Here is a 13,997-nt window from a genome sequence, read left to right as displayed (position 1 = left end):
CATCCCACATAAAATTTAGAAAATCTTAAATTTATTTCCCAATATAATTATCACATAACTGAATCAGTTCCGGATGTCTGTCATGTTGATGGACAATAGGAATGATTTCTTGATTGCGATTGATAATAAATCCCTGATCATTAACTGCAATTTGATCTATTGGGTATAAACCTAGAGTTACAATAATGGATTCAAATGGCTGACAGCGTGTTACATCAGCTAAATTATTAGTAATTAATAATTTATTATGCATAGCTTGATCATAAATTCTTTCAGACATTTTTTGATATGGCTGTTTGCAGAATTCTTCGATCATCTTATTGATATAGACTCTAATTGATTCATGATCACCAATAGTGACACCTGAACAAGAAACTTGCTCATCTTTTGCAAGATTATAAAAGTCCTCACCGTATGCATCCAAGATCCATTTTTGGTTATATTGCTCAGTACCTATGGTGAAATTTGGATTTTCCATCCCAACCAATAGTCCTTTGCCAAGATTTTTGAAAGGGTTACTTTGGAAAAAAACATCTCGAACATCGCTAAGCAATACATGTGAAGCATCAGGATGGCTTTCTACAATTTCTTTATATTCAAAGAAACGGCTCACATGCGGATAACCTGTAATTTTAAGCGCTTTTATTTTTGAATCAGCGTTTTCTTCATTTACAGTTAAGCCAATAATTTTCTTAAGAATATTTTTTACAAACTTGAATTTATAAACACCTGAATATTTTGACTTTGATTTAAATTTACCAATAGTTGAAACTTTAAATTCAATTTTAAAATTTTTGATATCTGAAAATGCATTAACAAATTCTGTCATTTGCTCTTTATATATAATTAAAGCCAATATGCCATCAAAGTTTGCTTTTTCCAAAGAATATACAAAAGAAGAGATGAGGTCAGCATCATATCCAGTAGCTGACCCGATAATAATATTTTTTTGCTTAATCATAAAATTATCAATAAAACCCATAAAAATGACTAAATTATATATTTATTAAGTATATATTTCTTTAGTTTAACTCTTAAGTAACGTAATAAATCACTATCATCTTGAGAAAGAGGCGTAACTAGACTCCTTTCCTTTTCTAAGTAACTTAATGCATCATTATTTTCAATAATTGGGTGATCGAATAAAAAGCTGACATAGAAACTAAAATCCCCTCGCCCAACAAGGTCCTGCCAATGATCATAAATTTTTATCGGTTGATGATAATCAACTAACATTTGAGCCATTTTACGATCTACAACATAGGCATAAGCATAGGCAAGTTTTTCAAGATAGTCGTAATCAACTTTTAAAACTTTTTGGTTATACAATTCTTCGGGTAAAAATTTTCCACGAACACGATTGCATATTTTCATTTGAATACCGCCCAAGCTTAAGAAAAAGCAAGGACCTAAATTCAAAGAATGAATGTGTTTTTCTAAATCTTGGAAATCAATTTCAAAACGTTCGATCACATCATCTTCAAAAATAATTGCATATTCTTCATCAGAGCTTAAAAAATCTTTTAATGCAGCTATATGTGACATTGCACAACCAAGCTCACCTGGTGTCATCGGTTTCTTCTTACCTGCTACACCCTGTTGAAAATACTCACTAACACTTAAATTTTTTCCTATAACCCCAAATTGCTTAAATTCATCGCGATATTTGTAAAATGTTGCTTGAGAGTACAACTTTTTTAAACGTTCACTATTAGCAGATTCAATACTGATTAAATATTTTTTCATTTCATTCAAATGTTAAAATGAGTCAGGGATAGTCTATCTAATTATAGTTATATCGAGTGTAAAATTTAATGCTAAATCGCCTGATTCAAAAAAAATGGTACAAGTACCAACAAGCAAAAAAAGCGAAAACTTTTGACTCCCATTGGTATATGCGTTTTGGCTGGTTAGAACAACCTTTTACTACACTCGAGCAATTAGATTCACTCTTTGAGATCCATTCCCCTAGAAAGTTTACATTTGCAGACAGCTTTTATGCTTATGAAAATGGCCGTCATTTCATTTTTTTTGAAGAAGTCGATGACCAGCATCCGGTAGGCTTTCTTTCGGTTTTAGAAGTCTTTAAGGATGGCACTTACACACCACCTGAAACCATTTTAAAACTCGATTACCACCTCTCATACCCTTGCGTATTTAAAATAGATAACACTTGGTATATGGTCCCAGAAACATCAGCCAATAAAACCATCGAACTTTGGAAATGTACTGAGTTTCCGCTGAAATGGGAAAAGCATTCCAACCTTATTGAAAATATTGAAGCAGTCGATAGCACCCCTTTTTACCATGAGGGCTTATGGTATCTTTTTACCTCAACGCGTCGTGATTGTAAGAAATTTGGTGACCGTTTAGACCTGTTCTTTACCGAAGATATTTTAAATCCGAACTGGCAAGAGCACCCAATGAACCCAGTGTGCCGAGGCAGTCAGCAGTTCCGTATGGCAGGCAAACCTTTTATTTATAAAGGGCAACTGGTTCGACCAAGCCAAGATTCTTTAAAGCGATATGGCGGCAATATCGAATTAAAAGCGATTACTCAGCTTAGCCCAATAGCTTATGAAGAAAAATTACTAGAAGTAGTTTTACCAGACTGGAATCAAGCAGATGACGGTTGTCATACTATTAATGTCGAAGATAACTTCGTGGTACTTGATGCCATCCGCCTTACACCGAAGAATAATTAAGTTTTCACCAGGCCTTTATAAATATTAAGCGTCTGCTCAGCCATGGCTGGTACAGTCAGTTCAGCCTTGGCTTTTGCATACAAAGGGCTAAAGTCGTTTTGAGCCTCAGGTTGCAGTGCATATTCAATCGCTTTTGCTAAACCTTGTGCATCTCCAATTTGTGCCAGATATTGCTCTGGCAACCACTCGGTCACACCGTTCACTTTGGTTGAAGCCATTGCTTTATCGGCCTGTAAAGCTTCGACCATAACAAGTGGGAAACCTTCACGATCTGATGATAAAACCACCATATCAGCCAGTTGTACCAGATCACGCGCATCAGTTCTAAACCCAAGAAAAGCGACCCGATTTTGCATGTTCAATTCGCTGACTTGCTTTTCCAAACTTGCTCGAAGTGAACCGTCACCAACAATCCATAAATTGGCATCAATCTGTTGCATCGAATCAATCAACAAGCTGATATTTTTTACTGGTTCTAGACGTCCAATACACATAACAACTTTTTTGCTTGTGTCTAGCTCGGTAAAATCTTTTTGAATCGATTGAAGTAATTTTTCTTTATTTTCAGTTGTAAGTACGGGCTGAGGATATACCCCGTTATAAACTACGTGTGCTTTAGACTCTGGAATGCCTTGCGTGAGCGCTTGGCTCACCGCAATAACTGCATCACCTGCTAAATAAGCAGATTTATTCTTTTTAGTACCATGAACAGTCGTTACAAACTTTGGACCAGATACAAATGGCTTAATGCGGGCAATCAGCTCAGCCGCTTTTCCTGCTTGTGCATGAACAATAGCGGGTTGGATCTGCTGAATAAGATTTTTAAGTTGCCAAAGTAAAAAAATATTCCAACGACTACGGGCAAAATCGATAGCATGAAAATGTACTTGTTGGCTAAACTTGTCTACATAGCAAGGATGTGCAATCACATGTACTTCATGGTTTAAAGCAAGCTCATTAACAAGGTTAAAAGTGTGCTGCTCTAATCCACCTACTCCACCACTCGTTGCCAATACCTGAACAATTTTCATAGCTTGCCTACTTATTTCTTATCTTTATTCATGGTCTGTTCAAACAGTTTGGCTTCTTTTAGAAAAGCATAAAACGCATTAATCATACTATTTACGAAACCACGCCAACCATTTAAGAAACTACGGCGAATAAAATAAGACTTCATAAAAGTCACAGGCATCACCAAAACCAATTTTGCAACACTTGGAGACTTTCCTTTTTGGTATTTCTCTAACGCTTTTAAGTTGGAATATTGGTTATTTTTTTCGACCTTAACGAAAATACTCGACTCACCATAATGATAAATATCATGTTGGGCACGCTGAGATTCACCGTCTACAATCACATTTTCATGGACCTTATTAGCAAGATCATAATGCCCTTTAGACTTACGGAAAAAACGTACCTTTGCATGTTTTTTAGTATGTTTGCTGTTTGGAACACCTAAGAACACATCATTAATTGGTGTGATTAATGCATCAAGCTTGTTCTGTTGAATGGTCTCAACAATCTCTTGTTTTAACTCGTTAGATAAAACTTCATCGCCATCTAGATTGAGCACCCAATCATTTCGGCATTTTGCTAAAGCTAAACTTTTTTGCCCGGCATAACCTTGCCAATCTTGATGAGAGATTTGCGTATTTTCAAAACGCTGAGCAATTTCATAAGTATTATCAGTACTGCCAGAGTCTAAAATAATAACTTCATCAAACTCACTGACACTTTGCAAAGTCCGCTCTAACCAAGCACCACAGTTTAAAGTGACAATATAGACACTACATGGAATTTTATTCATAACTTATAACGTCCTTTAGCAAGGGCGATACGCATCTGTAAAGCATTCATGGCACCATGCGTGCTGACACGTGGAATATTAAATTGATTAGCTGCTTCATACGCTTCGATTTTTTTACGAGTCGATACTGCGTTTTTAAAGCCAATCTCTTGAGCCATTTTCTGGTGCTTTTCATTAAATCGACCAAATGGATAAGCAAAACTCGGGCACTTTCCAACTAATGCTTCAACATCACGCTTAGACTGAAGCATCTCGTCATAAGCAGTTTGATCATCAAGTTTAAGTAAGTTCACATGATGTTGGGTATGTGCACCAAATTCAATTAAACCAGAGTTGGCCATTTCATGGATTTGATCATGAGTTAGCTTTTCGATTCCTTCAATTCGTGTCGCCAAATAAATGGTTGCCTTTGCATTATATTTTTTTAGTAATGGATAGGCATAAAGATAATTATCCATAAAGCCATCATCAAAACTTAAAGCAACGACATTTTTTTGATTCCGATATTGTTCAAGCTCGGAAACAAAGCAAAAAGTAGTCCCCTTACGCGTCAATAACGTTAAGAGTTGTTCAAACTTTTCAGGAGGCATATTCATGCCAGAGGCCGCATCTTTAGGGGTAACCTGATGTAGCATCACAATGCGAGGTAGTTTACTCGAACGAAACGGAAGCCAGAATGTATAATTACCCAGCACATATAACAGTGCAGCAAGTACTAATAGGCCTACCGCAACGTACAAAAACCACATCATGCATAAACCTCATGTGACCATTCATAATCTTCTGAAAAGGGCTGCTTAAATGTCACTTCAACCATAAATTGGGTAATGCGTTTAGCATTGAAAGACCTACGTGTTTTCTCCCAGCCTTCTTTCGCTATTTTTTCAGCCTGCTCTGGATTTTGATCAAAGAATTGGATCTTCTTGGCCAAGTCAAACTGATCATCAAAGTAAACCACTTCCTGCTCAGTATAGAGCTTCTCAAAGCCCGGAATTCTTGGGCTAAAGGTAAGTAAACCATTACCAGTCAGCTGTACAATACGGTCAGAACTATACAAGGTTACATCATTACGACGTGAGTAATTAAGTCCCATTTTTGTTTCAGACAGAACTTTATAATACGCTTTACCATAAACGCCAGGTTGTTCAAAACAACCATAATATTGATAGTTCACATGGCCTTGTTGCAAAGCATCTGCCAAGTCCTTTAAGAACTTCTCACGCTCAGGTTCTTTATAGACCACGCCGCAGAAAATAAAAGTCTTGTCAGTCTTAGAATTTGAAAATTGCTGTAATGTTTCTACATTACGGTGACCTACATTTGGCAGATAGGCTACGCTTAAATGAGGCTGTTTTAACTTTTGTAGATATTCCCCGCCTGTTGTACAGAAAATAGCATCCAAATATGGCGAGAATGCTTTAACAAAGTCGAGTTTGTTTTCAAGATAAAGCGGATCAACATACCAAAATGCAATTTTAGTATTTGGATAAGATTCTTTAATTTGTCTTAGAACATCTGGACTCATTAAGTCACTATGTCCAATCAGTACCAAGTCCGGCTCAATATTATTAACGACTTTTAAGACTTCTTTATTAGCCCAATTGGCACCCAGTTTTTTTGTTTTAAAAATGGTGCCCATTCGAGCCATATCTCGAAAACTAAAATCATAAACGAAATGGCCATTTTCAATTAATCCGGCAGAAATTTTACGGTCTGTGCAGTAAAAATGGGCGCCTTGTTTATTAAAGCCAAAATTTGCAATATGCAATATTTTCATTTATTTACTCAAAATAAAAAATTTAATTTTTTGATAAAAGATATGTTGCCACACGGTCTGCTTCTTTAAAAGCATAAGGTTGTGGTAACTGTACAACACAAGTCTGCTGTGAAATTAATTTTGATTCTAACATTTGATCAACTGAGTGCGTAATCCGGTCGTCTTTCAAACGGTCCATTGCCATCACCCCGACTCGACAACCCGCGGTAAGCGCCTCAAAAATCATAGAGACGCTGTCTTCTGTCACCCAAACTGCTTCTGCTTTTTGCATTTCTTCGAAAATCCAGCCTTGGGGTGTTTGATCAACTGGAAATATGTGTAAATGCTGGGCAAAACTTTGTTGTCTTAAAATATCGACAAACTCTGCTGGGGTTCGACGAGAAGTGGTCAGAATAATTTCAGCGTCTGGATTATTCTCAACAATTTTTTGAACACTGGCTAATACTTTATTCTGGTTCCATTGATGTCGTTTAGACGAACCACCTAAAGCGATTAAAACTCTCGCGGTTTGATGGCGATTTTCATTACGAATGGGATTTAATGCACCACGTGTGACAATCACATGGCTATCAGCATGAATACCGTCATGTTCTGGAATAACAGCGTAATCAAAGCAAACCACAGGTAAGTTAGGCTTCATTAAAATAATAGTTTTGGCTTTTTTGAAAATTTTACCGAGCAACCAAACGCGAAAATGGGTGTGGCTTCCCACGCCAAACACAAAATCAGGCGCTTGTTTAAATAAGGAGTTTTTTGAAGAGAAAAATGCCTGAATTAAAGAAATAATAGGTAACTCAGAAATTAGGATCTCTTCAAAAGTTGTTTCTGGCTGTTGTCTTTGCATTGCCTGAAACAAGCCTAATGCTTGTGAGCGGTGCCCTGCCTTACCATCAGAGACATAGACAATATGCATAAAAGCTCCCGAAGCCAAAAATAAAAAGGCGAAACTTATGTTCGCCTTTTTATGTTAACGGATTAACTTATTTTACGTAAGTTAACCAGTGTTCATATTTCGGATTTCTACCTTGAACCGCATCAAAGTAAGTTTTTTGGATTTCAGTGGTAATTGGACCACGAGTACCCGAACCGATTGGACGGTCATCGTATTCACGAATTGGTGTTACTTCAGCAGCAGTACCTGTGAAGAATGCTTCGTCTGCAATATAGAATTCGTCACGTGTAATACGGCGCTCAACAACTTGATAACCAAGATCTCTAGCGATTGTCATCACAGTTTGACGTGTAATACCGTCAAGTGCACCGCCAGCGATATCTGGAGTGTGTAAAACGCCATCTTTAATCAAGAATACGTTTTCACCTGAACCTTGGCATACATAACCTTGTGGGTCCATGAGCATTGCTTCATCATAACCAGAGTGTGCAACCTCTTGATGAGCAAGAATTGACAACGTGTAGTTACCAGATGCTTTTGCTTTACACATAGTCACGTTTGGATGATGGTGAGTAAATGATGAAGTTTTAACGCGAATACCTTTAGCCATCGCTTCATCACCAAGGTATGCACCCCACGCCCATGCAGCAACAGCAGCATGAATGGTGTTATTTGTTGCTGCAATACCTAGTTTCTCTGAACCGATCCAGATTAATGGACGTAAATAGCAAGAAGCTAGTTTATTTTCACGGACTACATCGATTTGTGCTTGTTCAAGCGTTGCTTGATCATACGGCACTTTCATTTGATAAATTTTTGCTGAATTTAACAAACGTTTTGTGTGGTCTTGAAGACGGAAAATGGCTGTACCTTTAGGAGTTTCATAAGCACGAACACCTTCAAATACGCCCATACTGTAGTGTAATGTATGGGTTAAAACGTGAATCTTTGCATCACGCCAATCAATTAATTTTCCATCTTGCCAAATAAAACCATCACGATCAGCCAAATTCATGGAACACTCCAAATTGTTATAAAATCATTCACTATCCAACTCAACCGAGGCGGTTGGGTCTATTAATCTTTGCCATAAATTGCAAACGACCGCACGGGTACTACGCCAGTCCGCTGCGCTGACTTGCATGGATTGATTTGCAAGGGCTAAGCGGTGGCTTTCGGCACGTTCACTAAGATAGGCTCGAATTAATGCTGTGGCATCTTCACTGGATAAGCAGTCTGCTTTAGCAGCATCTTCTAATATTCTTACATTATCAGAATAATGGGCGAGATCGGGTTTCGTCCCGCTCCATGCAAGTACAGCATACTGTGCCATAAATTCGATATCGACGATACCACCTGCGTCCTGTTTTAAATGAAAAATACCATGTTTTTTTTGTTCAGAAGACGAACCTAGATGGTCTTTCATTTTCTGACGCATTTTCAACACTTCTTCACGAACATAAGCCTCATCTCTAGATTGAGTCAATATCTCGCGTCGAAATATTTCAAATTTTTGGCAAAGCACCTCATCACCTGCAATAGAGCGGGCACGTACTAATGCCTGATGTTCCCAAAGCCATGCACTTTTCAACTGATAATGTTCATAGGCTTTTAGACTTGTTACCAATAAACCAGCCTCACCTGAAGGTCTTAAGCGTGTATCAATCTCATAAACACGACCATCTAGCGTTTGCGTAGTCATCAAAGACATAAACTTTTGGGCAACACGCATAGCGAATTCAAAGCCACTAATTGACTTGGTTCCATCCGTATCAGCTTGTTCATCTAAGTAATGAATAAAGACGAGGTCTAAGTCAGAACCATAGCCCAGCTCAATGCCACCCACCTTGCCATAACCAATAACAGCAAAAGCTTTATAGTCGAGTGAACAGCGTTTCCCATCAACATCACATGGGTAACCATGACGCTTCGCCACGGTCTGATAAGCTAAATGGAGAGTTGCGTTTACACTGACTTCAGCAATATCAGTCAATGCATCAGAGACTTTCATTAATGGACTTTCAGCTAAGACATCACTTGCCGCAACAGTGAGCACATTACTCTTTTTAAACAGGCGAAGTGCTCGCATTTGGTCTTCGACCTGATCAATCTCAATACGAAGTAACTGCTGACGTAATGAGTCTTCTAAGTCCTTACGTTTTGGTAACTCAAAATCCATCGATAAGAACTCATCTAGTAGCACTGGATATTGCGTTAGCTCTTCACAAATCCACGGACTCACCGTCGCCATTTTCACTAAGCGCTGCAATGCTCCCTTACTTTCAATCAGCATCACTAAATACACGGTTCGACGCATGACTGATTCAATCAGTGGCATTAAGCGCAACAGAGCAGTTTGTGGTTGTTCAGACTGTAAGATCGCTTCAATTAAATGAGGCCAAAACGTTTTTAAACGCTGCACAGCATTTGAAGGAAGTTTTTTAAGTGCATGACCATGCCAAAACTCATGAATCAGATTTTTCGCATTGTCATCCAGCACTTCATCTAATTGCTGCTCTAACTGCCCAAAATTTTCAGTTGCTGCATTAGTGCTGGTATCTTCAATCAGTTGCTTAAATTGAACTTTTACTTTTTGACGTTTCTCATTAAGAACATCGAGAAACTCATTCCAGCTAGCAAAACCTAAGGTATCTATAATGCGTTGTCTTAAGTCCAATTCTTCGGGCAATAACTGGGTCTGTTGGTCATTGAGGGCTTGAATCGCGTGTTCAACACGGCGTAAAAATAGGTAAGCATCTTCAAGTTCTAATACAGCTTGTTTTTCTAATAAGCCAGCTTCACCAATGTGCTCAAGACTAACTAAACATTGACGGTCTTGTAACTCACGTTTAGAACCGCCGTAAATCAGCTGGAAGACCTGAACAATAAATTCAATTTCGCGAATACCACCCGCCCCGAGTTTAATATCATCCTCAATATGACGACGTAACACTTCACGCTCGATCATTGCTTTCATATCACGCATGGCAGCAAAAGCGGTGTAATCGACATAGCGGCGGAACACAAAAGGACGTGTCATTTCTAACAAATCCTGCCCTTCTTTACCTCCAGTGACAACACGCGCTTTAATCCACGCATAACGCTCCCACTCACGGCCATGTTGACTTAAATATTTTTCTAAAGCGGCATGACTAATCGCTAATGCCGAGCCATCCCCCCAAGGACGTAAACGCATATCAACTCTAAACACAAAACCTTCGGCAGTAATGTGTTCAAGCAAATAAATGAGTTTTTGTCCCCACAAAATACAGAACTGCTGTACATCAATACATTTGCGACCGTTGGTTTCACCTTGCTCATCAAAGGCAAAAATTAAGTCGATATCACTCGACAAGTTAAGCTCTTGAGCACCAAGTTTACCCATGGCAACAACAATCAAATCTTGAACTTTGCCAGAGTAACTCACAGGTTCGCCGTGCTTCGCCACAAGTGCTACACGCGCAAAATCCTTTGCTGCACAAATACTGGCATCTGCAAAATCAGAAAGTTCACGAGTGAGTGTGACAACATCGGTCAGCTGATTGGCATCCTGCCAAATCCAGCGGAACATTAAACGACTACGTAAAATGCGCATTCCGCGCATCCAAAGCGTTTCATCACCAATTCCATCTAGCGTGGTCTGTACAAATTGGTAAATCTGTTCGGTCGAGAGCGGTGCAGTAAATTGATCTATTTGATAATCTTGTTCTAAAACAGCTTGATGCAAACCTAAAACTTGTTCTGCGTACTGACTGGCACGCAATGTTTTTTGTAACTGCTCCGCATTCATATAAAAAGCTCTTTTCCTCGTACTCTGTTTTTAGTTATAGCAGTTCGAGTAGTGGTAGGAAAAGGGATTAGACTAATTTTGCTTCTGATGAAGAATGATGTTCGGTATGCACCTCATGACTTTCTTGAGCTGAAGGTAATAGAACCTTAAATGTCGTTCCTACCCCTTCTTTGGAGCTAACAGTAATTTGTCCCTGATTAATCTCGACAAAACGCTTGCAAAGACTCAAACCTAAACCAGCACCTTTTTCCCCTGCAGTACCTTTAAAGCTTGCAGTAATACGTGGATGGAATAAATTTGCCATTTGTTGCTCGGTCATACCCAGACCTGTATCTCGAACAGTAATTTCTACATTTGTATCCGCTTGTTGAGCTTCAATAAAGACTTTGCCTGATCCATCAACGTCGGTAAATTTCAGCGCATTTGACACCAAGTTTTGAATCACAGAGGTCATCATATTGATATCGGCGTAGATGTTTAAATCATCTGGAACACCATTAACCAGTTCAATATTTTTCTTTAAAGCTAAAGTGTGCAGTACATCGCAAACGATATTGCTGACTTGTCTAAGTTTAAAGTTAATCGGGTGATAGACAAAACGCCCACCCTCTGCCATCGCCCATGTCAGTAAGCTCTCAAGTAAGTTATAGGTCGATTGAGAGGTGTCGTATAAATAATCTGCAATATTTTGAATACTCGATTCATCTAAAGTTTCTCGCTCTTTAGCGAGTACTTCAGAAAATCCAAGCAATCCATGAAACGGTGCACGTAAGTCATGTGAGATAATCGAGAAAAATTTTGTCTTACTTGAATTAATTGCTACCTGTTGTTCATAAAGTTCATTTAACTCTTCATAGTTAAACTTCAACTCAACTTGTTGCATAAAAGTAGAACAATAATCGAGTAATAATTGAATATCATCATCTTCAAACGTTGCCGCATCGTCATCAAAAAAGACAGCAAAGCCCATCGAGGTTTTATCAGGGTGTAAAAGATGCACGGCTAGTGCCCTGCTGCACTCAATATTTAATTCTTTTAAATAGTTGATTAAATTTTGATATGAGGGATGTAAGTGATTAATAATCTGTTGTTTGGCGAAGCACTGTTTTAAATGCTTTGATGGTTTAAATGAAATGGCGGTCATGCCTTCAGGGCAACGGTGCCAAAAGTAGGGTTCCTGATTAAAAGTCAATAAGGCTTTTTTACAATTCAAAAGACGAAGACTAAACCGGAAAAATTGCTCGATGTAGTTCTGCTCGGCATTTAATCCAAGCAACAGAGATATCCTACAAGCACTTAACTGCTCAACCTGATTTAGTTCTAAACGTTGGAATGTCATTGCCCGCCTCACAGATTATGTCGTTTTTGGTCGGAACCGCTCTCAATAAATGTACTTATAATCATTATGATCTACTACAAACTTTAACACAGTACATTAAAAGAGCAACGTTCTTTTCAAAATAGAAATGTGAAGTTTCAATTAAAGGTTTTCAGATACATAAAGTGGGTATGCTTGAGGAAAATACAACAAATATTTGAAGGTAGACAGTTGTAAGATGTTAGAAATGCGAGTTCAGAATATTAGTAAAACAGAGTAAAAAATAATATTTGAATAAAAATTATAAAGTCCGACTGAATATGCTTGGCGCATCGCTAAGCCTATAGTAGAAATTGCGGGCAGAAGGACGATCACACGATTTCTTTTATAAAAAGGCATAACGAACCTTCAGACAAAAAAATACCGCTTTAGCAGCAGTTTATCTGCTTTGTTTTCAAAATGAGACTTCAATCTCGACCACCAATGTGGATGATAAATTTAGAGTGGCTTAGATACTTTGTAGGGTCAAGAATGTTATATAGTTATCTTAAATTTAATTAAAAAATTTATTTTGGGGTTTGAAGCATGGTAGATAAAAAAGTTGAAGCCATAAATAATATTGTTGAAAATCCAATTATATCTGGAAACGATCATGAAAGATGGTTTGAAGAGAACATACCAAATTATAAATCTTTAGCGCAAATAATAGCTGCAACGTTAAAAATCACCTTAGAAGCACATCAAATTAGTTATGTTGATATTCCTTTCAGAGAAAAATCAAAAAAAAGTTTCTTAAAAAAAATGGAAGATAAAAACAAAGAAAAATCTTATTCGCCACTTGATATGACTGATTTAGCAGGTATCCGAGTAATTACTTTAATTGAATCTGATGTTCACAAAGTTTGTGAACTTATAAAAAGCTTATTTAATGTTCATAAAAAAGATAGTGTGAACAAATCTGAAATCTTAGGAGATGATAAAGTTGGTTATAGATCTGTTCATTTCATTTGTGATATTGGAGAAACACGAGAAAATCTACTTGAATGGAAAGCTTTAAAAGGTCTTAAGTTTGAGATTCAAGTTAGGACTGCACTTGAACATGCTTGGGCTGAAATTGAACATGATAGAAGTTATAAATTAAGTGGTAAACTTCCATCAGACTTAACCCGTCGATTTAGTTTACTTTCAGGCTTACTAGAATCTGCTGATCTTGAATTTAATCGATTAAGTATTGAAATTGAAGAGTACACTAACACACTGAAAAACGATATTAAAAATAATAAAAATTTAGATATAGAGTTAACTACTGTTGGTGTAAATACATTAATTAATAACAAGTATTTAGACTTTATAAATCGTATTGACTCAAAAGGTGAGTTTAATGATTTAGGAATAGAAGAACTATTAAAATATGGTATATCGAATTTAAATGAACTTGATAAAAAGATAATAGAAACACTACCTTATATCAGAAGATGTAAATTTACTTCTAGACTTGGCTTTATAAGATATGTGATGTTTTTTGATGACCTTATGAAATATTTCGATACTTGTTGGGATAATAATATAAATAAATGGAAAGTTATGGATGAGAGTTTGTATGAATGCCTTAAGCAAAGATATCCAACTCTACCAATCGATGAAATTTTTGAACAAAAAGGTATTAAAGTAATAGAATTTTAGATACTAAAAATTCATAGACTTTAAA

Annotated in this window: 12 protein-coding genes; 2 read left to right on the top strand and 10 right to left on the bottom strand. The window is 37.3% G+C overall.

The window, feature by feature from the left end; translation table 11 throughout:
- Positions 1-31: 31 nt before the first annotated feature.
- Positions 32-982: a lipooligosaccharide outer core biosynthesis glycosyltransferase GtrOC6 gene (locus RMB06_RS09025; RefSeq protein WP_086393594.1), complete on the bottom strand. Its 951-nt coding sequence runs from the start codon at positions 980-982 to the stop codon at positions 32-34.
- Between the two features lie 8 nt (positions 983-990).
- Complete coding sequence (locus RMB06_RS09020) at positions 991-1,746, bottom strand: glycosyltransferase family 25 protein (protein ID WP_039762845.1); 756 nt, start codon at positions 1,744-1,746, stop codon at positions 991-993.
- Between the two features lie 68 nt (positions 1,747-1,814).
- On the opposite strand from RMB06_RS09020, the gene ghy reads away from it, so the two are divergent.
- Positions 1,815-2,705, top strand: a complete 891-nt coding sequence (gene ghy / locus RMB06_RS09015) for a glycosyl hydrolase Ghy (RefSeq protein WP_311079128.1) — start codon at positions 1,815-1,817, stop codon at positions 2,703-2,705.
- Here the strand turns inward: ghy and RMB06_RS09010 are convergent.
- The 8 genes from RMB06_RS09010 to RMB06_RS08975 form a co-directional block, all read right to left on the bottom strand.
- Complete coding sequence (locus RMB06_RS09010; RefSeq protein WP_060465998.1) at positions 2,702-3,736, bottom strand: glycosyltransferase; 1,035 nt, start codon at positions 3,734-3,736, stop codon at positions 2,702-2,704. The genes ghy and RMB06_RS09010 overlap by 4 nt on opposite strands.
- A gap of 11 nt (positions 3,737-3,747) precedes the next feature.
- Positions 3,748-4,512 (bottom strand): glycosyltransferase family 2 protein, encoded by a 765-nt coding sequence (locus RMB06_RS09005; RefSeq protein WP_060465997.1) that lies wholly within the window; start codon positions 4,510-4,512, stop codon positions 3,748-3,750.
- Positions 4,509-5,264 (bottom strand): polysaccharide deacetylase family protein, encoded by a 756-nt coding sequence (locus tag RMB06_RS09000; RefSeq protein ID WP_060465996.1) that lies wholly within the window; start codon positions 5,262-5,264, stop codon positions 4,509-4,511. The genes RMB06_RS09005 and RMB06_RS09000 overlap by 4 nt, the downstream gene beginning before the upstream one ends.
- The gene (locus RMB06_RS08995; protein ID WP_060465995.1) at positions 5,261-6,289 is read right to left on the bottom strand and encodes a glycosyltransferase; all 1,029 of its coding nucleotides are present in this window, start codon (positions 6,287-6,289) and stop codon (positions 5,261-5,263) included. The genes RMB06_RS09000 and RMB06_RS08995 overlap by 4 nt, the downstream gene beginning before the upstream one ends.
- Before the next feature lie 22 nt (positions 6,290-6,311).
- Positions 6,312-7,202, bottom strand: coding sequence for an ELM1/GtrOC1 family putative glycosyltransferase (locus tag RMB06_RS08990; RefSeq protein WP_311079123.1), 891 nt, complete (start codon positions 7,200-7,202; stop codon positions 6,312-6,314).
- A 67-nt stretch (positions 7,203-7,269) separates the two neighbouring features.
- Entirely contained in the window at positions 7,270-8,196 is a 927-nt protein-coding gene (locus RMB06_RS08985; protein WP_004705670.1) for a branched-chain amino acid transaminase, read from the bottom strand.
- 24 nt (positions 8,197-8,220) lie between these two features.
- A complete protein-coding gene (glnE, locus tag RMB06_RS08980; RefSeq protein WP_311079121.1) occupies positions 8,221-10,971 on the bottom strand; it encodes a bifunctional [glutamate--ammonia ligase]-adenylyl-L-tyrosine phosphorylase/[glutamate--ammonia-ligase] adenylyltransferase in 2,751 nt (916 codons plus the stop codon).
- Positions 10,972-11,038: 67 nt separating this feature from the next.
- Entirely contained in the window at positions 11,039-12,310 is a 1,272-nt protein-coding gene (locus RMB06_RS08975; protein ID WP_032056720.1) for a sensor histidine kinase KdpD, read from the bottom strand.
- A gap of 564 nt (positions 12,311-12,874) precedes the next feature.
- On the opposite strand from RMB06_RS08975, the gene RMB06_RS08970 reads away from it, so the two are divergent.
- Entirely contained in the window at positions 12,875-13,972 is a 1,098-nt protein-coding gene (locus RMB06_RS08970; RefSeq protein WP_309165046.1) for a hypothetical protein, read from the top strand.
- Positions 13,973-13,997 lie beyond the last annotated feature (25 nt).

It is taken from the genome of Acinetobacter sp. V104_13 (genome assembly GCF_031798995.1).
GTDB lineage: Bacteria > Pseudomonadota > Gammaproteobacteria > Pseudomonadales > Moraxellaceae > Acinetobacter > Acinetobacter pittii.
The sequence above is the reverse complement of the archived record's forward strand: the minus strand, read 5'-3'. Positions and strand labels throughout refer to the sequence as shown.

Bases quoted from the DNA above. Each gene is read 5' to 3' on its own strand.
- RMB06_RS09010 (WP_060465998.1), bottom strand. From the start codon at position 3,736: ATGAAAATTGTTCAGGTATTGGCAACGAGTGGTGGAGTAGGTGGATTA.
- RMB06_RS09025 (WP_086393594.1), bottom strand. From the start codon at position 982: ATGGGTTTTATTGATAATTTTATGATTAAGCAAAAAAATATTATTATC.
- RMB06_RS09020 (WP_039762845.1), bottom strand. From the start codon at position 1,746: ATGAAAAAATATTTAATCAGTATTGAATCTGCTAATAGTGAACGTTTA.
- RMB06_RS08975 (WP_032056720.1), bottom strand. From the start codon at position 12,310: ATGACATTCCAACGTTTAGAACTAAATCAGGTTGAGCAGTTAAGTGCT.
- RMB06_RS08995 (WP_060465995.1), bottom strand. From the start codon at position 6,289: ATGAAAATATTGCATATTGCAAATTTTGGCTTTAATAAACAAGGCGCC.
- RMB06_RS08970 (WP_309165046.1), top strand. From the start codon at position 12,875: ATGGTAGATAAAAAAGTTGAAGCCATAAATAATATTGTTGAAAATCCA.
- RMB06_RS08985 (WP_004705670.1), bottom strand. From the start codon at position 8,196: ATGAATTTGGCTGATCGTGATGGTTTTATTTGGCAAGATGGAAAATTA.
- RMB06_RS09005 (WP_060465997.1), bottom strand. From the start codon at position 4,512: ATGAATAAAATTCCATGTAGTGTCTATATTGTCACTTTAAACTGTGGT.
- ghy (WP_311079128.1), top strand. From the start codon at position 1,815: ATGCTAAATCGCCTGATTCAAAAAAAATGGTACAAGTACCAACAAGCA.
- RMB06_RS09000 (WP_060465996.1), bottom strand. From the start codon at position 5,264: ATGATGTGGTTTTTGTACGTTGCGGTAGGCCTATTAGTACTTGCTGCA.
- RMB06_RS08990 (WP_311079123.1), bottom strand. From the start codon at position 7,202: ATGCATATTGTCTATGTCTCTGATGGTAAGGCAGGGCACCGCTCACAA.
- glnE (WP_311079121.1), bottom strand. From the start codon at position 10,971: ATGAATGCGGAGCAGTTACAAAAAACATTGCGTGCCAGTCAGTACGCA.